We start from the raw sequence: 517 nt of genomic DNA, 5'->3' as shown, positions 1-517 counted from the left end.
CCTATCATACCCTGCCAAGCGCTTGAGCTGGCAGGGTTTTTGCCCGCTGAATAGCCCCTAGAGTATCGCGCTTGAAATAGGAATCGAGGGATTCCCATAAGGTCGGAAATGTGATTCACCGTTGTTGGAGGTGGATCATGGGGAAATCCTATTCAACCGATCTTCGGGACCGGATCGCGGATCACATAGCATCCCGGCAATCTCGTCGCTCTGCATCTCGTCATTTTGAACCGCACCGAGATTGCCGGAGGCCTTAACTCCTGAGAGTGAGGGTCTACGATGAGCAAGACGACGAACAAGTTCGCCCCTGAGGTTCGGCAGCGAGCGATCCGGATGGTACTGGATCACGAGGGCGATTACCCCTCACGCTGGGCTGCGATCACATCGGTTGCCGAGAAGATCGGGTGCTCCGGGCACACGCTGCTGGAATGGGTGAAGAAAGCGGAGGTGGACAGCGGCAGGCGCGGAGGCGTGCCGACGGAGACCGCCGAGAAACTCAAAGCATTGGAGTGAGTAG

The 517-nt window shown here is 57.3% G+C and carries 1 pseudogene; it reads left to right on the top strand.

Annotated features, from left to right (window positions below):
- Positions 1–279: 279 nt before the first annotated feature.
- Positions 280–510: pseudogene (locus tag AC07UX_RS21160) on the top strand (transposase); the annotation flags it as partial.
- Positions 511–517 lie beyond the last annotated feature (7 nt).

The sequence above is a fragment of the Sphingobium sp. GW821-FHT02B05 genome (assembly GCF_059421905.1).
Note: the sequence above shows the minus strand (reverse complement) of the source record. Positions and strands in the feature narration are given on the sequence as shown.